The sequence below is a fragment of the Bacillus sp. TH30 genome (genome assembly GCF_016650875.1).
GTDB classification, from domain to species: Bacteria; Bacillota; Bacilli; order Bacillales; family Bacillaceae_G; genus Bacillus_A; species Bacillus_A mycoides.
Genome location: NZ_JAEKEY010000006.1, coordinates 1 through 19141 on the forward strand (window position 1 = coordinate 1; position 19141 = coordinate 19141).

The window sequence follows — 19141 nt, forward strand, 5'->3', positions numbered from 1 at the left end:
AATTGTTAAATCTGTTGTACGACCGCCCACCATTGCTTGTTGTCGTTGATCGTTTAATTCTAGTTCACTGTTCGAAAGTTTTTGTGTGACCATCTGATTTTCTAAGTGGTACCCTCGGATACTCATTTCAACAGGAAACTTTAACGAATGAGATTGAATGCGGTAAATCCACTCTCCACCAGGAAAAGCCGATATTTCGGGCATATCTTTCACCGCAAGAAAAGCAATGTGAGAGGTTTCGATTTCCCCTTCTTCATTTTGTCTTTCGAGTATAAGAGAACGCCCTGGGCTTTCATCGATCACCGTATCAGTTAAGTGCACCATTTCTTGTAAATCTGGGCGACGTACTTTTACCGCCTTTCCTTCTTCATTTTGCAACGTAACCGTAGAACCTACTTTCCAATTTTGATCCCGATTCAGCTCTTTCATGCCACGTGTGAAATTATGATGGAATACAAAACGAGTCGTAGATGGTTTCGCACGACGCGTATTCGGAAACGCCCCTCTGACTTGACCAAAGAGTACATCCTCTATTTCCAAATAATTTTCGATTTCTTCTTCTAAAATATCCGTCACATTCATACCCGATATGTTTTGGGCTGTCTCTGCAAAACCTTCTCTTACCTTTTTCATAAACTTCCATGTTTCTACGACAGGATTCCGAATCTGTCTTTCTTTCTGTTCCATGTTCAGCTGTACTAAAATGAAAAAGCGATATTCCATGTTCTCTTTCGCAATGGCCGCATTTCGTAAGTATTCTTTTACTTTCTTAAAAAGAAAGCGTCCTGTTGGTGCCATTGGCCCTTTTAAAGTGGAAATATGTTCATCCAGAATTTCATCTGAGTTTGTCGTACGAGGAATCACAAGTAAGTGGACATCATATTCTTGATGGGTAAAAAGAGCGAGTTGATTGCGATAATATACTTTTTTTGTGCTTTCATCTTGATGATCATATTCGAATCCGTCTACTTCATATACTGCGGATACTTTTCCATCTGTACTAAACGCTAAATTCTTTTCAACGTGCTTTATTGGTGGTCTGTTCATCGTTTTCAACATATTCAACTTCCTCCTTTTGGGGTAAAAATGTTACATCATAAGCATGTATGTCGTTCTCTTCTTCTTCACTGAATGAATGTACAATTGGTAAATCTTTGACGTCATGTTGTACACATACATGACCATAAAACACATGTTTTTTAAGTTTAGGTAAATTTACCAATCGACTACTTTGATGCTTCCGTAAACGAAATGTGATCCAGGACCGAACAAAAGAGAAAAGTGATTTTCCATCTGTTTTATATTTATCTGCACCCCATACGAGGAAGAGGGGAATTACACCGTAATACATGAGCCAAACTTGATCGATCATATCCCCAAATATCCATTTGAAGGGAGGAAGGAAGCGGAAGGCTACCAGCCCCGCTTCTACCGCCGCAAAATAACCAAGTGCCCTCCATGTAACCGCACGCGGAAGACGATACCCCATAATTTCGTACTGTCTTCGCATATAGTTCATATAGCTTCCGAAACAATAGACAATGATAGAATTTGAGCCTTTTTCCTTCATGTAACTTCCTTCCTTTCCATTCGTTACTTAAACGCCAAACAATCCGCCTAACCACGTTCCTATTGTTTTTAATGCATCTGGTTTGTTAATGAAGAATACAACAATCCCGCCACCAACAATTAACGTTATTGCTTTCCCCCATGCACGCTTTGCCGCTACGATCAAAATAACAATGATAAACGCACAATATAACGCGTATGTTCCTTGTGTCTTCATCATTTCGAAAAATCCTTCCAACCCGATTCCTAACACAAAATGATTTATATTGAACATATACATGCCCCTCTCCTATTTTGTTTGTAAGTCTGTCACAATCCATTGCTTTCCATCTTGTTTGACAAACAACGTGTAACCCGTTTTCATTTTTGTTTCAGAATGTGGATCAATCATAGATACCTCTGTTTGTACCTCATATGTGCCTTTTGTTTTTCCTGGATAAATTTTAGTGGAAAGTACATTTTCAAATTTCATGGCTCCTTCTAACCCTTTAATATCTGTATTGGCCAAAACATACGCGAGTTCTTTTTGTGTTGCGGTTGTATAGGATTTAAAAAAGGTTGGCAAAAATTCTCGAATGTCTTCTTTTACAGCAATTTCATGGATTTCCTCTCGTTCTTTCATTTCTTTCCCTTCTGGTACTTCTGCTTTTTCATTCACCTTCACGATTTGAGGGAATCCACTAATCACAAAAGCCTTTCCATCTGTCTGAACAGGAACCGACACTTGTTGGATCACCTCCTTATCCTCTGGCCCGCTATTATCTGCTTTCATGCGGCTTAATTTGTATTTCACTTTAAAAATAACGTTAGCTTCCTTTGCTGTGACTTCATCTACCTTTAATACAGTTGCGTATAGAAAATTGGAATCCCATTGCATACTTGCAAAATCCAAGCCAACTTGTGGATCAAGTGTTTTCTGTATATAGAGCTGTAAGCGCTCTGAACGCTTCTTTTTGCCTTCATCCCCTCTTTGCCACGTAAAGTATTCCTTTGCGAATCCGCGCGCAAATTCAATTGCTTCTGGACGTGTAGCAAGGTTTTGTTTTTGCGTAATTTCCTTTGGAGTGGTGCTGGCCTTTGCTGTTGTATCTCCCTTTCCTTTTACTACGGTTGTGATGGATACAATCAGCATCCAACAAAACAGGAGCCAAAAGGCCCATTTTCCAATTAAGCGGCCTTTATAGGAAGGAATCCTTGTGGCTTTTCTCGCCTTCCCTTGTTTACTTTCAAATGTTTTTGCAAACCATTGTTTCACCTTTTGAAACATATTCATCCCCCTTTCAATTTCGGTACTGGCGTAAAGATCGTTCGTAGCAATCACAAGCAAATGACGCCATGCCAACCGCTGTTGATTCATCTTTTATTTCGTTTCTTGCATAATTGATAAAATTGTTGAGTTTCGTTTGACTGCCTGTGATATAGGGAAATTTAGCATGAACCACATACCGTTTTTCTTCATCCCTCCCCACTTCAAAGGACGCTCCATCTGTAGCCCGAAACTCCCTTACGAACTCCAAACCTTCCAATACGTCCATCATGCACTCTCCCTTTCTCTTAAAGCTGTAAGAAACTTTTGTGCTTTTTCTTTAAACATCCACCCTTTGTCTATCCTTGCTTGCTCGAACATGTCATAACAGCTGATTTCATGCTCGATTTCTAACATGGCTTTTTCTTTTGTAAGCTCTACTCCATCACACTTCCATTCCAATTCATCTGTATCTAATCCAATTTCTATTTCGATAAATTTTCCGTTTTCCATCAGATAAAACTTCTGCATATATACATCTGTTTGAGATAAACAAATCTCATGTACTTCCTCACAACCCATTCCCTCATAGATTTCCACTAGAAATTGAGCTTCAACTTCTCCCACATTTCCTCTTTCATAAATGTTTTTATGTGTAAACATCGTCTGTCTCCCCCTCATCTTTCTTACTCTTTATCTATCCAAAGGTGATGATCCGCCAACTTAGATGCAATATCCGCCATTTCTTGCGGAAAAACTACTTTCATGAAAAGAATCATCCATGCTAAGAAACAGAAAATGAACATCTCCCATTTTTTTGTGTAAATTGCATACCCTATTAACACAAACATGACGATACTGATAACAATACCTACCAAAATAGGATTTCCATATGAAGATATTAGACTAGGATACGGCATCTTTTAGCCCCCCTTATGATCGACCATCTTCCATATTCCCACTACCACCAAGAAGAAAAGCAATACCCCTTCCCATCCTTGCGTATAGTAAATTTCCACCACTTTACTTTTTACCGCTTCCCAGGCTTCTCGTGATCCTGGTACTCTTTCAAATAACCAATCTGAAAAGACAACTAACAGAAAAATACTGGCGCTTATTGATAAAATAAACCTAAACACATTCTTAGAACCTCACTTTCTCTGTAGGGTTTTGAATATTCCGATAAATATTTCCGAATGGGTCTTGTAATATATCTTGGAACAGTGTGATATACACTGGAATTTCTGGACTACTTACTCCTTTTAAGTAGCGAATCAATTCTTTTTCCCTACTTTCACTACCTGCGACAAATACTAGGCGCCATATCGGTATTTCATATCCCATACCAGCATGTATCCGATAATCTGTCTTTTTTCCTTCTTGCGTCATGAAGTCGTTATAACGGATAATCTTTTTTTCTAATACTTCTTTTGATCCATAAGATCGTTCCATTTCCATGAATACACCGATGTTTTTATCGATTGCTTCTTTTAATCCAATTACCGCAACCCCATCTGGGCGTATAACGCGATTTTTTCCTTTTGCATATTGAAACGTTGCCCGCGGTTCATTGATCCATTCCTTTAGTTCCAACTTTCCTTCTCGTTTAGATATTAATGTCATGGCACATTCAATTTTCGCTAACATTAAACTGTGATACACAAAGGATGCTGAACGTTTGGACCAACTATTTTTCCAATGCACTTCCCCTCGAAACCCACGAACCATCTCGACTCCTTCTGGTGTTAACGTATAAATTCGTTGTGGTTTCGCAAACTTTCGTTTCTGGTTTCGTGGTGAGGTAATAGGTAAATACTCGTAACGGATATAGCCCGCTTGCTCTAGCTTATATAACCGATTTGTTACAGATTTTTTTGTATAATCCACATACACCTTTTGATGAATGTACTCAATATCCAAGTAGATGTGTGTATGCAAACTCATGAGTAGTTGTTCATCTGGAATTTGAAATAAAATGTTTCCCATGCCTCTTACTCCTTTTCCCACATATCGAAAATGCTCACTTCTTCTTGTGGTGTATCCTCTTTTATTTCTACATTTTCTGTTTCGATTGATACTGTTTGTTCTTTTTCGATTGTTATAACAGGCTCTTTTACTGGCTTATCTTCTTTCTTTACTTCTATTGTTGTCGTAGCTTGTTTTCGGAATGGGATAATTTGCGCTTGATGTGTGAGTTCGACTGGTTGTGTTTCTGAAACAGGTTCTTTCACTTCTTCCTGGGAAGAAATTTTTTCTTCTAATTCATCTAGACCCGATGTCACAACAGGTTCTTCTTTGGTTAAATTGACTTTTTCGGCTTGTTGATACTTGCCTTTTCCATATAGGAACTCATCAATTTCCTTGTCGATTTCTAATCCTGCTTTCCCATTTTGTTGCTCTAAAGAATGAATCTTTGCTCTGGTCCATTCATTTGATGCATGAATTTCTTTTTCGTTTTTATAATTTGCCGCTTTTCCATTTGGTAGATAGCGGTCTAATGGCGGAACACGTATGGTACACCACACATTTTTTGCCTCGCCCCTGATATAATCTTGCGTTTGAATCGCTACAACTAAGTTAGGAAGGTTTTGCAAATACTCTGTACGGAATTGCTTTTGCATAATACCCTCTAACGTTTTCGCGGAATTATGACCTTGCCTACATACAAAGTAATTTCCGCCCGCCTCTGTTAACATGTCTGTTAGCTCTCTGTCTAACTGTCCCGAAACTTGCTGTGTAATCACCCATAGTCCGAATCCATGCTTCCGATCCTTCGCAATAATTTTAGGAAGAACGGGTACTGGAACGTCATGCGCTTCATCTATCACTCCTAAATGTAGTTTGGAACCATGCGGCCGCTGTTGGGCGATACGGTGATATTGGTTACAAATGTAACCGACTGTCAGTAATGTATCTTCTTTTCCCATGCCCGCTAAATCATAAAAGATAAGATGTCCTTCATCCATCCATTTGCGAATCTCTAAGGAAAAGCCCGTTTGCCCATACATACGCTTTAAATACAGCGTATTGCGGAAAATATCTAATCGGTTTAAAATCGCCTGTGTGCTGTCTTCTAATGCGCTTCCTACTTCATATTTCCAAAAGTGAGAGTAATATTTTTGTTCTGGCCCTTGTAAATTGGCGATTACTTTTGCTCGAAACAGTTCATCACTAATGAATAATGGGATGCTTAAAATGGTATGAATTTGACTCTTATCACAAAGTAACGTCCCAATAGTCGCTCTTAGTAATCGTTCTGTTTGTTGTGCTTGCCCTTGAATCATTAACTTAATCATTTCCATAATGGATTCAACCACTGTTTGGATATCTTCATTTGAAAAACGATGAAACAAATTCAAAGCTGGCGGATGATCTGTGTTTCGAAAACGGATAAAGTGAACCTTACTCCAATCAACCTTTTTCCCATCCTTTTCCGCTTTCAATAGTCGATTCATTGCTACATATGCCAAATCTTCTGTCGGATCAAATAGAGATAATCCACCCGCTTCATTCGGATTTTCTAGCCATTTATCAATGACACTTTGCATCAACCTCATGGCAATGGTACTTTTACCAGACCCAACTTTCCCCGTAATGTATCCATGATTCTTGAAAAAGTCTTCTCGGATTTTTACTAATCGATCCTTGATATAGGGGTGCATCACATGGCCAATTGAAATGCCTTCGGCCAATAAATCATTTGGTATCATGTTTTCTCCTTTATCTAGATACAAAATGTTTCGCTCTGTCTTGCTGTTTTTATCACCCGTTACATTCGGAAGATGGAACAAGTTTAATAGCTCTGATCCCGTCCATATCATTTTCCCGTATACGGGATGTGGTACAGCTGGCATACTGCGTCTGAGCCTTCTGTATCTCAGCTCATTCACATCGGCCATAATACTTGCCACCATATGCCCTAAGTTCTTGATGACAGGTACACCAGGATAATAGTCACTTGCAAATGAAACAGATACTTGAAACGCCACTTCATTTTTGGCAAACCGTTTATTTAATGCGCGAATTTCTTCTTTTTCAAAGGCATCTAACCCATGCTTTTTCTTCTTTCGAATGACCTTTTCTGCTTTTCGAATTCCTTTTGTCAGCTGATACCCGTTATCTGGTGTAAAAGCAACATCAATCCATGTCTTTTCTTCCATTGCACTTCCTAACATCGGTAATACATCACGTGTATAGCGTGCTAGTGATAATGTGGCATCTAGCCGCTTTCTCTTTAATACCATCCGTCCTCCTACCGCTTTTCTCGTCGGAAATGGCATTTCTTCCTTTGGGACGGTATAAATTTCACTGTGGGTATAGGCGCTTTGTATGGCTTGCACAACCTGTTTGATTTTGTCTTCTGGACCACCTACATAAAAGCGGACACGTTCATTTTCTCCCTCTGGACGATACATCATCATACGGTACCAATCGCGCCCTTTTAACAGACGCTCTAAAGGCTTTCGACCCGAACCATGTACATGCCGAATCATTTGCCCTAGCTTATCTGGTGTGACTTCATCATCTATGTGAGGGATGAATAATACATATCGATACCGTTTCTTTTCCAAGAATAAATAGATGCCATGTAAGACAATTCGTATGACAATGCCTAACAGGATCAATAAAGCAATCCCACGAAACACACCGACTGCAGTTGGCACCAGCTTCATCAATTCTGTGAGGATTTTTTCTTTAGAAAACCAGACAAATGCGACAGCTCCTATACCTAAAAGCATTTTCCAGTTCTTTTCTATGAAGTTTTCAATTTCTCTATCTAACTTGCTGTGCGCCACTTCTTCACTTCCTTTCTATCCTTGAAATGGCCTTATGCAAGGGCTAATAGTTTTTCACGATGCTTTTGTGTTCGTTCTTCTGCGGCTAGTTGAATCAAAATTTGAGGTTGCATGATCCTGTTTTGAGGTTGATTAATTTGATCTAAGAGTGTTTTATAGTTGAAGAGTTCTTGCTTCACTTGTTCGATATCTAATTCACCATTTACCGTTACTTGTTCTCTCCAGAACGTTTCCCAGCATTCTTGACGATTTTGATACACTTGTTTTCCCATCTTGCTTCCTCCTTTTGAGTAGAGAGGATATTCAGTGAAAGAATGTCCTCCCATGAATATTATGATTTGCGCGCTTTTTTATAGGGGTCTAGCGTGACTAAGAGGGAAGAGAAAATCATGCTCTTTCCCGTTCTTCCCGTCCATTCTTCTGTACGCTTATTTGTTGAAGGTGTATGTGTTGTATGTGGAACTCGACCAATATAAAAACCGCGTTTACTTCGCATATGCTTAATTGGTTTCATAAGAAAACCTCCTGTATTGTTTTATCATTCTATATCGTTAAATAGAAATATTGTATAATTTTAAGCGATGAGTGGGTCTAATTCTAAATACACATCAAATCTGTGCAATAACTCTTCTGGTATCGCTTGAAAACTCACAAAAACTCTTACATTCAGTTCCTCTAGTTCTTCTAAAAGATTGATGAATCCCTCTGGATTGTTGGAATACAACCTTAATCCTTCATCTATGATAACGACATCCGATTGTTTGCATGTTTCTATTTCGGTTTGGCTTAGAAAAGAATCTTTTGATGTAAAAGTGATAATGTGAGCACCCATTTTTTCATATTCTTTATACTCTCCATCCCCATCTAAGACAGTCGCTTGTTGATTATCCGCCATGACAAGGGTAAGAAGTTGCTTCATCAAACCTGTTTTTCCTTTTCCTGTTCCACCTCGTACCAGGATATTTCTATTTTCTTCTCCAAATACAAATTGAGGATTCATTCTGTTCCCTTCATTCTCTATGACAATGGAATTTGACTTACTCATGTCATACCATTTTGGTTTTATAAATGATGGGATTTGTGCACTTCTTCCAATAAATGTTCCACACATATAAATCTCACCTTTCCATTCTTATTAGTTTTTTATAAAGCTACTAAATCTAATTCCTCTAAATCTGTAGAAAGAATCTTAATTTCTTGTTGGTGCTCTTTGAATAGAACATGTTGGATATTTTTTCGCAACTGAAACCCATCTTCAGGTAATGCTAGCAAATACGACTTTTTGTATTTGATCCCATCCATCTGATAATGTACATCAAATATGCACATGATCCCGCCCTCCCTTATCAGTTGAGAGTGTTTTACACTTCTTGATTCTTACGTTTTCTAACTGCGTAAACAGCTAGGATGCTACCAAGAACGACAAATGTAATACCAATCCATTTCCAATATGGATTTTCAGCTTTGCCGCCTGTTGTTGGTAAATGGCTTTCTACTTTCTTAGGTTGTTCTTTCATCAGTTGTGGTTGTTTTACAATGTTTTGTGGTTTCTCTGGTGTTGGTACAGGTTTTTCAATGACCTGTGGTGTTTGTGGTTTCTCTGGTTGTGGTTTTGGCTGTTCTGGCTGTGGTTGTTCCGGTTGCTCTGGTTGTGGCGTTTCTGGTGTTGGTGGAACTTCTTTTTTCTGATTTGCTACAACATGTTTGATAATCTCACCATCTGTTTTAATTTCAAGGGAGAATGTTTCTTCATTGATTAAATATCCCTCTGGCGCGAATGTCTCTTTATATGTGTATTTACCAGCTGGTAATTTCTCAAACTTTGCAATGCCTTGTTCGTTTGTTTTTCCTTTTACAACTTCCTGGCCTTGCTCGTTATAGATTGTAAACTCTGCACCTGGTAACTTGTTGTTTCCATCGGCTACGTCTACTTTTGTAATTTCTAAGCTACCCTCAATCTTTTTGTTTTTTACGATGTGTTTTATAATCTCACCATCTGTTTTAATTTCAAAGGAGAATGTTTCTTCATGTGACACATAGCCTTGTGGCGCAAGTGTTTCTTTGTATGTGTATTTTCCTGCTGGGAGTTTATCGAACTTTGCAATGCCTTGTTCGTTTGTTTTTCCTTTCACGACTTCCTGGCCTTGCTCGTTATAGATCGTAAACTCTGCACCTGGTAGCTTGTTGTTTCCATCGGCTACGTCTACTTTTGTAATTTCAATTGATCCTTTAATCTTTGTATTCTTTGCAACTAGCTCAATTGTTTTCCCGTTTTCAGTAATGCTAAACGGAATCGGCTCTTTTACCAGCACATAGCCCGCTGGTGATGTTTTTTCGATGAATTGGTACTTTCCAAATGGGATATTATCAATTTTGATTAACCCGTTTTTGTCTGTCTTATGCTCACTGATTTTCTTGCCTTTTTCATCAGCTAGGATAAAAACAGCGCCTTCTAATTTCGTTTTCCCATCCTCATCTACTTTTACGAGCTGTACATTTCCTTTTACTTGATCGTTTTTCACTTCAAACGTAAGTGTTTGATTATGTTCTTTTACTTCAAATGGATACTTTGTTTGATTTAATAAGTAGCCTTCTAATCCTTTTGTTTCCTGGAAGTAATACTTTCCAAACGGAAGAGAATTTACTTTCGCAATTCCTTCTTGATTTGTTGTTACTTTTGTAACTGCCTTTCCTTCTGGCGTAAATACAGTAAATTCAACGCCTGAGAGAATCTTGCCTGTGTCACTTACCTTTTTAATTTCAATATTGCCTTTGATTTGTACATTTTTCATTTCAACAACAGCAACTTCACCTGTTTTCACTTCAAAAAGCTTTGGTGTAGCATCTAGCACATATCCAGCAGGTGCTTTTACTTCTTTTACAGTATATGTGCCAAGTTCTAAGTTACCCATTTCAGCGATGCCGTTTTTATCAGCTGTAATCGTTCCCATAACTTGTTGATTGCTGTTTGCGATTTCAAATACTGCGGCTGGTAGTGGCTTTTTGTTTTCATCCACTTTCATCACTTTTAAAGCGCCATTCGCTTTCCAAAATACTTGTAAGTCTGTGCTTACTTGTTCTGTACTGCGCTCTAATAATACAGTAGCATCTTGAATTGTACTTGTTCCTTTATATACAACTGCATGAACATTTGTTAGATTTGAAACGACTTTTAGAGATAGTTCACTACTCTTAGAGGATTTTGGTACTTGGATACGGAACTTTTCTCCTAGTTGAAACGTTTCTTTCCCTTCACCTTGTTCTGTGACAACACGTGTTCCTTGTGGTGCATTGTTCATTTGTACTTGGAATGTACCTTTTTTTGCATTTGTTTGAACGGTATATGTTGTTGTTTCGAAATATTCACCGTTTAATTGCGCTTCTTGTTTGTCCGTTGGAATGACATTCATCCAGACATCTTGTGTATCCTGGCTTTGATTTGCCGCATGAATAATGTTTTTAGCCGCTTTTTCAACAGCCACATTTTTGAATTGTAATTCATCAACGGAAATCTGGCCAAGTGCATTCCAAAGAGCTAATTGCGTTGCATAGTGGGCTTCTTGCCAAGTGGAAACCCCTAAATTTTCTGGTGTTTTCTGTGGGTACCCATTCATTAAGACGCGATAAGATATATCATCTGTTTTGCCCGCTTCGGGTAAATCCTCTCCATTTGGGGATTTTAAACCGTATACCAGACAATACGCGATTTGACCACTAGCGTTCTTTAGAAGCTCTGTGCGAACATCTTTCCCATACTGCGGACTATAGGCCCAATCCATCTGATACCTTTCTCGATTGATTACCTCCGCACTGGCTTGATTCAGTGGAATCAAGAAGCTCATTACAAATAAAAGTACACTCGTAAAGAGTAGTAGTGTTTGATACGATCGTTTCAAAACCATTTTTTACAGCTCCTTTAGGATTATTCAGTTTTCAAAGGTCAGAATATTTAGAATTTTAATTTTCTAAATATGGAACATTAGACTTTAGGTAGAATTACTTCGTCTTTTAGCCGAATTTCATTTACAATAACATTTAGTAGGAATATGAACAAAATAGATGTAATCAATAACATGAGGTTTATTCATTCTGTGATGGGTATTGCACGATAATATGTTGGTCTGAAAAGATTTTCAATCGGAACTTCAAGGAAATCCGCTATTTTTTTAGCTTTGTTATCTTTGAGACTCCTTCTCCCAATTTCAACATCATATAATGTGCCGATTGGAATTTTAGCGCCTTTAGAAACTTCCTTAATACTTAAACCTTTGGATTCCCTATATTCTCGTACAATGGTTTTTTGTTCTGACGCTAGCATTTTTTCACCCTCCCTTCCCTTAATTACATTGTATTCGGCTTTAAGCCGGAAGTCAACACTTAAAGTTCATATTTTTATCACTTTAAGTGATAATTTTTCTTTATTTTTTTAAACATCTAATAATGGAGTGATATAAAATGGAAATTACAGAAAATGTTTTGGGGAAAAATATAAAGAAATTAATAGCCATAAAAGGCGTTGATCGAAAACAAATGGCGAAAGATTTAGGAACCACTTACAGAACTGTTTCTAGTTGGATAACTGGTGAAAAAAAGCCTCGCTTCAACAAATTAGAAGAAATCGCAAGCTATCTAGGGGTAAACACTGCATCACTGTTACAGAGTGAAATACCAGATGCGGAAATATTAAAAACGGTAAAAGGTGAAGACCCTGTTGAGCGTTTGGCACGACTTCTCCATGAAAAATACATGAGTGTACCAGATGAATATAAGCCCCAAATCGAGAGAGAATTATTAAAATATGCGACTAAATTAAAAATGGAAGTTGAACAAAAAGAATAAGAGAGCCTCAATAACGAGACTCTCTTATTCCTCATTTTCATAGCTTGCACATAATTCTATAATTTCACTAAAAGTTTGTAAGTCTATTTCCTTTACAATCTCAATCAACTCATTCACACCTAATCCTTTTGTCCCCATAATTACCCCTCCGCTTTTAGCATTACATTGTGAAAAAACACACAATGATTTTATAAAATCCTATCCAGGAATTTGTAAAACTGTTTATAAAATCACAAAAGACACCGCATAAACGATGTCTTTTGAAAAATATAAATTTAAATTTTAAATTTAGAATTAGCCTCCACCACCTGGATCGACCATCATTCTATAAAATAGTTTTTGATTTTCTGTGTTTTCAACTTTAGCGTAATATTGTTGCGCATCCACTTTACTTGGTGAACTATTCAATATAGGTAATAACAGCAAAGTAACTACCATCAACACATATAACTTTTTCACTTGGTCCTCTCCTCCCATTAATCCTATATTATACTTTCTGTATATTCATTATATATTCCTTCTGCAAATTTTACATATAAAAAATCATTATTCGCTTTGAACATATCAATAGACTTTTTTATCAACTGTACATCTTTTTTAGCCATACCCATATAACATGTTTGAAGTGGTGTTAATTCACCATTTTTCAGCCTTATTTGTTCCAATATATTTATAGCTTGTTGGAATTTCCCCAATTTAATCAAGTATAATGCATATTCGGCAAGATGAAGTTTCTCAAAATCAATTTTGTCCAAATCCCTCCACCAAACTATTCTAATGAAATTAATATCATTTAATGCAATGTTGTATTTTAGACTACTTTTGGCACCATTTAATACGCATAATGCTTCTTGGAAGAAATATAAAGCCTTTTTGTAATCAGAAAACATAACATTTTCCCCGCTTCTAATATTCAACAAAGCCTCCATAACAGGGAAAAAGTTCAAATCCTTAGATACTCTTAATTGTCCATTTTCTCTTTCAAAATCTAAACTTTTATCTTTCCTTAATATTGCATAGCTCCAAAGTTCTTTTACCCAAAATGCATATAATTGTTTCGAATAAACATTAGTCACTAATTTAATATTATTTTCAATCCTAACTTTATACCCTTCCATTAATCCAAAATCGCCCAAATCACATAAAATCAACATACTAAGTATGTCACAAAAAATTTCTATATCATAATTCTTCTTATTGTTTGTAACTCGCGCCTTTTCAATATTTAAATACACTTCTCTAACATTTTTCCCATTTAAACGCTCAATATATAAGTTAAAAACATTTGCTAATCGTTTCATTTCCAGATCATTATTTTCTTCACACATCTCATAAATCTTTTTCATTAGTGTTAAATGGTCGTTTAAATGAGCCAATGCAAACGCAACTTTTACATTAATATTTAACCTATCATCTAAAGTCTTTAAATAATCTATTATTTTCTGTTCTTGTTTGTCTTTATCGTTCGTAAAAACCACATGTGCAATTTTAGAAAAAGTATATATAGATAACTCTTTATCTTTATTAATCCAGTTCGAAACTGTAGATTTGGCCACTCCAATTTCTTTTGCTAAATCAGTATATGTTTTATTTTTGGATGATAAATAATTGTCGATTTCCTTAGTCAACTTCTTCATATATTTTCACCTCTTATTGTTTTGAGAATATTCAGAAACGTGCATGTAAGTAAGAAAATTATACCATAATAGAAGAACCTCTGTTTTTCTCAACTTATTTCAGAATATTCAGAAAATTTAAGGCGTAGACATGTTAAGACACTTTAATTCATATTTTATAGGCAAATATGAACTTATAGTGTTGATATTATTTAAATAGAATTGTAAAATGAAAATAACTTACTCATATCATTAATTTTCCAGAAAGTATGCTGGATATAAATAAAAAAATAAAACCCCACCGCATCGTTTTTAATTGGTTCCCGGTCGCCAAACTAGAATCCAATTAAAAACTCCAAGAGATAGGGGCTTTAATTCACACTATAGTTATATGTGTTTTTCTTTAGTATCAAACTTGATACTAAAATTATACCATAACGTATATCTATTGTGAATATAAAACCTCTGTTTTTCCTGTTTAATTGTGGTGGAAAAATAGGAGGTTTTTTTATGCTACTAAATAACTTTTTACTAAGTAAAGCAAAACGAGAATTAAGTCCAAACCTTGTTCATGTTCCTACAGGTGCTATCAATAAATCTGTGAAAAAAGTAATTAAAGCTATTGATATTATTCTGTTCGAGTGTGAAGGTAAAACCACTAAAGAATACTTCGAACAAACACCACGCCGCTATAAGGCATTAGAAGTTGTTTTATCTTACCTCGTACAAGAAGGGTACTCTCAAATGAGACAAAATCAAATCAGTGAAAAATCGGGTATTTCTGTGCCGATCATCAACTTTATTCTGAATTGGTTAGAGGACCTTGAAGTATGCCATCAAATCAAAACAAGACGTCATGGTAAGATTGCACCATCTATTTACATATTAAGCCTCAATACTAATTATTTAAAAATCATTGAATATTTTAAGCAAAAATGGGCGTTTTCCATTGATATTTTTTCTACATTTACTAAGTTTCTATCTAAAAAACTAAGTAAAAAACAGGAGAAATCTCTAGATCAAGCCGAAAAACCTACTGTGCCTACATGCCAGGGAATAGATATATTGGATGCTGTTGCTCCTATAAATGAAGAAGTAAAAGAAAAAGAGCCCGAGAATGCCCCTACTTTGGGTGAAAAGTTAGAACTACGATTCCACGAAATGGATGGATTTATGAGTGAAGATCAAAAGAGACTTTATATATACATCTTAAGTAAAGACACAAACATTACTGAAAAAGATGCTTATACAATCGCATTGCGTATGCCGCCAGACGTAGATTGGCAAGCAAGAAAGTCTTTTGAGGATTGTGTACAGATGTTTGAGGTAAACAAATCGCAAGTAAGTACGCCTGCACATTTCATGAAAATTTACACACAACAGCTAACTGCAAACAGAAAGCGTAGAGAGCAACAAGCAAAAGAACGTAGAACAAATATGGCATTTGGAAAACCAATGAAGAGCCTCATACCATCAATGGATTTATTCAAAAAAATGACTGATCCAAACGCCTAAATCTCATTTTCCACAAAAAATAATTGTTTTATAGCCTTGTTCAAAAAATTTACCCCTAACAAGGCTTTTTGTCATGCCATTCTTTATTTTAATAGATTAAACATATTATCAATCTATTATATTTTCGTAAATTAAGGGCGTTTTTCACAACAAATCCACTATGAATTTATACTCGAATTGAACCTGCTCTTAAATCAGTAATTAAATAAGAAGAATTTTCTAATCCCTTGTGAGAGTAAGGCTCATTGAGCAAAAATAAATCCTAATGTATTTAATGCTTTTAATTTTCAAAAACAAGATTTAATAATAAGGAGTTTCCTATATCGGGAGTTTCTTTTTTATAAACTTCTACATAGCATCCCAAAATTGATCAAAATATGAAAATAAAAATCTTCTCTTCACTTAATATATAAATCTACAGTATTTCAGTTGCTCATCCTATTTCCGAACAAACACATTACTAATTAGTAGCTTTATTCGTTTCTTTTCCTACATATCATGATAATCGTTTACCTATTATCAATCCTAGTTCTATCCAAGCATACAGCAAAAAGAATGATACTTATGTTATACCAAAGTGATGTAAATATAATGCCTATGTAGTGTACACATGATGAAAAGTGACATTACTTTGGCATAAATGCAAATTGGGGTTGATGTACATGAACGCTAGCATTTTTCTACATACGTAAAGAAAAAGAAAAACGAAGCTCTCCTGGTAAGGGTATCTTGATTCAGCTATGAATCAGATTCCGTTGCCAGGCAGATTTTCATAAAACTACGTAGGCGAGGCGGCGGCCATTCCCATTCCTCGCACATCGTCCTCCCTCAACATCGGCCCATCATTCGCCTTCCACTCACTCCAATACATCTATATATCCCTCTATATCACAACTCCACAACCTGTCTAGCCAGGCCCATATGTCTCCGCATAGCCCCGCAATGTCCTGGCTCCTGCATCCAACACAAGCCCCTAAAAAAACATTCACGACCTAGAATCCCCTATTGCTTGTTTGTATGCTTCTCGCTTATAATTGCGGTACACAATTTTTAGGGCAAAGGAGTATATAAACATGACTTGGGAACTTTCTGTTGATGTTTTCCTTTCTGATCTGTTAAAACATGGCCGTAAATCCTCCACAGTAAGACAATACCGCTACGATCTCACGTTATTTATATCCTGGATTCAGAAACACGTCAAATCACCTCCAGAATCGTTTTTTCGTTCTTTTGATGCAAATATATTAGATAGGTACTTAACAGCTCTTAAAAAGGAACGTGGCGCGTCGATTTCTAATGTGAAGCGTGTACGGGGCATTCTGATTAATTTTTTACACTTTCATGGCGCGGGCCAAGATTTAAAAAGTGATGTCTCCCCTCCTGGACTAACTTCTAAACACTTTGCATCGGACAAGGAAATTAAAAAACTATTCCGCGTCATGCGTAGTTATAACGGATTAACCGAATACCAGGCGTCAGGAAGAAAGTTTATTCTAGAACGTAACCTTTTATTAATTCATTTCATGTTAGATTACGGGTTATCCATCCAGGACATACTCACGCTTTCTATGCATGATGTACACTTTGGGACGAATACGATTACCCCAGGAGGGCTACACGCCCACAAACGATCTATTACCCTTTCAAAAGAGCATGTAAAACTTGCCTTATCTTATTACAACAAGATTCCTAACCTTGTAAGACCGCGCCAACAAACGGGCGATCCCTTCTTTGTGGCGTTTGATTTCGGCCCGCAAACTTTCCGCTGGGACTATGAAAAAGATCAACCCGCCGCTTTAACTCGAATCGCTGTACAACGTATGTTACAGAAAGAAGCAAAACGCGCTGAAATCCATATAACGCCTACTATGCTACGGAACCGTTTTATACTAAATGCGCTACAGAATGGCATGAAACCCATTGAAATTAAAGCGTATTTGGGATTGAAAAGCGTTGAGGCCCTACATAGATACGTTCAATTTAGTAATAAAATGAAACTTTAAACAGTGGGAGGCTCCATTCCCGCTGTTTATTAATTAATTGAAACAATCTTTCACATATATTATTTCTGTCTGATTTAAATTTTCTTATTTTTCAAAAATGTTATATTCTTATTTGTTAAGGAGGTGATTAAAATAATCCTTATTCTTACAGCAAAAACCAAATTATTGCCAACAAATGAACAAGCATTGTTGTTACAAGATACTTTACATGCAAACCGAAGAGCATTAAATCATGCATCAAAAATGGCATATAATAGCGATTTGCCACCTCACTTTAAACCCTTACAAAAGTTAGTGTACGCAGACCTACGAGAACAGTTTGGTTTGAAATCCCAAATGGCTTGTAATGTATGTAGAATTGTTGCGGGAAGCTACGCCGCTTTAGAAAAACAAGGTAAGAGTACATTGATAGAATATAAACGACCTAATCAGCAATATTCATATGGACATGATTATGCATTTTCAAAAAAGGGGTTAGTGAGTGTTGGTACATTGCAAGGCCGCGTTAAAGTTCCATTTATTACAAAAGGCCTAGAACACTACTTTGATGGCTCTTGGAAATTCGGATCGGCTAAACTTGTATACAAAAAAGGGAAATTCTTTTTGCATTTTGCAGTAAAAAAAAGATTCGACTCTGATTCCACGATAAAAAATATCGTAGGTGTTGATTTTGGTATGCGTTTTTTAGCTACCGCTATTGACAGTAACGATAAACACTTGTTTAAAAGTGGGAAACTAATAAAAGAAACCACAGCAAAGTACGTCCGTTTACGAAAAGGATTGCAAGCCTGCGGCACAAAATCTGCAAAACGAAAACTCCAAAAAGTAAGTGGAAAAGAAAACCGTTTCATGACAAATACAAATCATGTATTGTCCAAGGCACTTATCCAGTTTGCAGGAGAACATTCGTTGATTGCGATTGAAGATTTAACAGGCATAAATCTAAAAACATCTATCTGGAAACGTAACAAATACTATCGACTATCATGGTCTTTTTACCAACTACGACAAATGCTTGAGTATAAAGGAGTTATGAACAATATAAAAGTCATTGCATTTAACCCTGCATATACAAGTCAAAAGTGTCCAAAGTGTGGAAATATAAACAAAAATAATCGTAATAAGAAAGCACATATATTTTGTTGCACAATATGTCAATACCAATCCAATGACGATAGGATTGGAGCAATAAACCTACGACAAATGGGAATAGAGTACCATCATAAAATGACACAAGAAGCATGACTTCTTGTGTTGGGCAGTTGTCAGCCTGCCTATAGTAAACCTACGTTTGAGGTTAGAGGTCTCCTAGACCGTTTGCATAACGTGTAGTAGAGTTACAAACTATTCCACAGCCTTATAAGATGGCAAGTTGGAGAGTTGCTGATAGCGTCACTACCGTCGAAAATCAATAAAAGTCAATACAAATGAATACAAGTAAATGCTAATCAATACGAAATACACTTGTATTTTTATGATTTTTATGGGTTTTTGCCGATATTTTTGTATTGACTTGTATTAAAATGTATTTATTTGTGTGTAATTGTATTGACTTTT

21 protein-coding genes and 1 pseudogene are annotated in these 19141 nt (G+C 36.5%); 4 read left to right on the plus strand and 18 right to left on the minus strand.

Annotated features, from left to right (window positions below):
• The 16 genes and pseudogenes from JFU20_RS29490 to JFU20_RS29560 form a co-directional block, all read right to left on the minus strand.
• A pseudogene (locus tag JFU20_RS29490) lies at positions 1 to 1059 on the minus strand (ATP-binding protein); the annotation flags it as partial.
• On the minus strand, positions 1019 to 1570 hold the full coding sequence (locus tag JFU20_RS29495; RefSeq protein ID WP_201039268.1) for a TcpE family conjugal transfer membrane protein: 552 nt from the start codon (positions 1568 to 1570) through the stop codon (positions 1019 to 1021). The pseudogene JFU20_RS29490 and the gene JFU20_RS29495, both read right to left, overlap by 41 nt.
• Positions 1571 to 1597: 27 nt before the next feature.
• The gene (locus JFU20_RS29500; RefSeq protein ID WP_000281809.1) at positions 1598 to 1849 is read right to left on the minus strand and encodes a TcpD family membrane protein; all 252 of its coding nucleotides are present in this window, start codon (positions 1847 to 1849) and stop codon (positions 1598 to 1600) included.
• 9 nt (positions 1850 to 1858) lie between these two features.
• Entirely contained in the window at positions 1859 to 2836 is a 978-nt protein-coding gene (locus JFU20_RS29505; RefSeq protein WP_201039269.1) for a conjugal transfer protein, read from the minus strand.
• Positions 2837 to 2849: 13 nt separating this feature from the next.
• Positions 2850 to 3107, minus strand: a complete 258-nt coding sequence (locus tag JFU20_RS29510; RefSeq protein ID WP_201039270.1) for a hypothetical protein — start codon at positions 3105 to 3107, stop codon at positions 2850 to 2852.
• Positions 3104 to 3478, minus strand: a complete 375-nt coding sequence (locus JFU20_RS29515) for a hypothetical protein (protein ID WP_201039271.1) — start codon at positions 3476 to 3478, stop codon at positions 3104 to 3106. The genes JFU20_RS29510 and JFU20_RS29515 overlap by 4 nt, the downstream gene beginning before the upstream one ends.
• 23 nt (positions 3479 to 3501) lie before the next feature.
• A complete protein-coding gene (locus JFU20_RS29520) occupies positions 3502 to 3735 on the minus strand; it encodes a hypothetical protein (protein WP_201039320.1) in 234 nt (77 codons plus the stop codon).
• 3 nt (positions 3736 to 3738) lie between these two features.
• The gene (locus JFU20_RS30625) at positions 3739 to 3954 is read right to left on the minus strand and encodes a hypothetical protein (protein WP_000488222.1); all 216 of its coding nucleotides are present in this window, start codon (positions 3952 to 3954) and stop codon (positions 3739 to 3741) included.
• Positions 3955 to 3958: 4 nt separating this feature from the next.
• Positions 3959 to 4801 (minus strand): replication-relaxation family protein, encoded by an 843-nt coding sequence (locus JFU20_RS29525; RefSeq protein WP_201039272.1) that lies wholly within the window; start codon positions 4799 to 4801, stop codon positions 3959 to 3961.
• 5 nt (positions 4802 to 4806) lie between these two features.
• Complete coding sequence (locus JFU20_RS29530; protein ID WP_201039273.1) at positions 4807 to 7611, minus strand: type IV secretory system conjugative DNA transfer family protein; 2805 nt, start codon at positions 7609 to 7611, stop codon at positions 4807 to 4809.
• A gap of 32 nt (positions 7612 to 7643) precedes the next feature.
• Entirely contained in the window at positions 7644 to 7883 is a 240-nt protein-coding gene (locus tag JFU20_RS29535) for a hypothetical protein (protein ID WP_201039274.1), read from the minus strand.
• A gap of 59 nt (positions 7884 to 7942) precedes the next feature.
• Complete coding sequence (locus JFU20_RS29540; protein WP_201039275.1) at positions 7943 to 8125, minus strand: hypothetical protein; 183 nt, start codon at positions 8123 to 8125, stop codon at positions 7943 to 7945.
• A gap of 60 nt (positions 8126 to 8185) precedes the next feature.
• Complete coding sequence (locus JFU20_RS29545; RefSeq protein WP_201039276.1) at positions 8186 to 8722, minus strand: type IV secretion system DNA-binding domain-containing protein; 537 nt, start codon at positions 8720 to 8722, stop codon at positions 8186 to 8188.
• A 32-nt stretch (positions 8723 to 8754) separates the two neighbouring features.
• The gene (locus tag JFU20_RS29550) at positions 8755 to 8940 is read right to left on the minus strand and encodes a hypothetical protein (RefSeq protein WP_086876808.1); all 186 of its coding nucleotides are present in this window, start codon (positions 8938 to 8940) and stop codon (positions 8755 to 8757) included.
• A gap of 32 nt (positions 8941 to 8972) precedes the next feature.
• Positions 8973 to 11513 (minus strand): SpaA isopeptide-forming pilin-related protein, encoded by a 2541-nt coding sequence (locus JFU20_RS29555; RefSeq protein ID WP_201039277.1) that lies wholly within the window; start codon positions 11511 to 11513, stop codon positions 8973 to 8975.
• Between the two features lie 182 nt (positions 11514 to 11695).
• Entirely contained in the window at positions 11696 to 11929 is a 234-nt protein-coding gene (locus JFU20_RS29560; RefSeq protein ID WP_097982196.1) for a helix-turn-helix domain-containing protein, read from the minus strand.
• A gap of 137 nt (positions 11930 to 12066) precedes the next feature.
• Here JFU20_RS29560 and JFU20_RS29565 point away from each other — a divergent pair, with 137 nt between their 5' ends.
• Positions 12067 to 12450, plus strand: coding sequence for a helix-turn-helix domain-containing protein (locus tag JFU20_RS29565; RefSeq protein WP_000406479.1), 384 nt, complete (start codon positions 12067 to 12069; stop codon positions 12448 to 12450).
• Positions 12451 to 12744: 294 nt separating this feature from the next.
• Here the strand turns inward: JFU20_RS29565 and JFU20_RS29570 are convergent, their stop codons facing one another.
• The gene (locus tag JFU20_RS29570) at positions 12745 to 12909 is read right to left on the minus strand and encodes a hypothetical protein (protein ID WP_185949909.1); all 165 of its coding nucleotides are present in this window, start codon (positions 12907 to 12909) and stop codon (positions 12745 to 12747) included.
• A 23-nt stretch (positions 12910 to 12932) separates the two neighbouring features.
• Positions 12933 to 14087: an AimR family lysis-lysogeny pheromone receptor gene (locus JFU20_RS29575; protein WP_201039278.1), complete on the minus strand. Its 1155-nt coding sequence runs from the start codon at positions 14085 to 14087 to the stop codon at positions 12933 to 12935.
• 489 nt (positions 14088 to 14576) lie between these two features.
• Here JFU20_RS29575 and JFU20_RS29580 point away from each other — a divergent pair, with 489 nt between their 5' ends.
• The 3 genes from JFU20_RS29580 to JFU20_RS29590 all read left to right on the plus strand — a co-directional run bounded on the left by JFU20_RS29580 (position 14577) and on the right by JFU20_RS29590 (position 18829).
• The gene (locus tag JFU20_RS29580; RefSeq protein ID WP_201039279.1) at positions 14577 to 15581 is read left to right on the plus strand and encodes a Replicase RepFR55; all 1005 of its coding nucleotides are present in this window, start codon (positions 14577 to 14579) and stop codon (positions 15579 to 15581) included.
• Between the two features lie 1073 nt (positions 15582 to 16654).
• Complete coding sequence (locus JFU20_RS29585; RefSeq protein WP_201039280.1) at positions 16655 to 17584, plus strand: tyrosine-type recombinase/integrase; 930 nt, start codon at positions 16655 to 16657, stop codon at positions 17582 to 17584.
• A gap of 123 nt (positions 17585 to 17707) precedes the next feature.
• Positions 17708 to 18829 carry an RNA-guided endonuclease TnpB family protein gene (locus JFU20_RS29590; protein WP_201039281.1) on the plus strand — a complete coding sequence of 374 codons (1122 nt, stop codon included), beginning with the start codon at positions 17708 to 17710 and terminating at the stop codon, positions 18827 to 18829.
• Positions 18830 to 19141: the final 312 nt, after the last annotated feature.